Raw genomic sequence first — 369 nt, 5'->3', positions numbered from 1 at the left:
AGATGGGCGACTCGGTGCACCTGGACCGCGTGCTGAACGCCGTGCGGCGGATCGACGCCGTCTACGACGTGTACCGCGTCACGACGTCCTGATCGTCGCGAGCTCCGACATCAGCTTCACGGCGCGGCGTCTCCCAGGGCGCCGAGCCGTCGCCGCCAGCGTCGACTGCAGCGCGTCGACCAGGTCGGGGCTCAGCAGCAGCAGCGCGCGCAGCCAGCTCACGTCGTCGCGGTCCGCCCTCGTCGCCGCGAACAGCAGCTCCTCTGCGGTCGCGAGAGGCGTCGTGACCGCGATGCCGCCGATCGACAGGAGCTCATCGGGCGCGGCACGGCGCTCGTGGTAGACCACCCGTGGCGAGAAGCCGACGCG

1 protein-coding gene is annotated in these 369 nt (G+C 71.8%); it reads right to left on the bottom strand.

Annotated elements, in window-relative coordinates; genetic code table 11:
- Positions 1 to 78: 78 nt before the first annotated feature.
- Positions 79 to 369, bottom strand: a 291-nt coding sequence (locus KI686_RS15895; RefSeq protein WP_237590309.1) for a hypothetical protein, incomplete at its 5' end; no start/stop codon positions are given.

The sequence above is a fragment of the Polaribacter sargassicola genome, assembly GCF_021991835.1.
Classification (GTDB): Bacteria; Bacteroidota; Bacteroidia; order Flavobacteriales; family Flavobacteriaceae; genus Polaribacter; species Polaribacter sargassicola.
The sequence above is the reverse complement of the archived record's forward strand: the minus strand, read 5'-3'. Positions and strand labels throughout refer to the sequence as shown.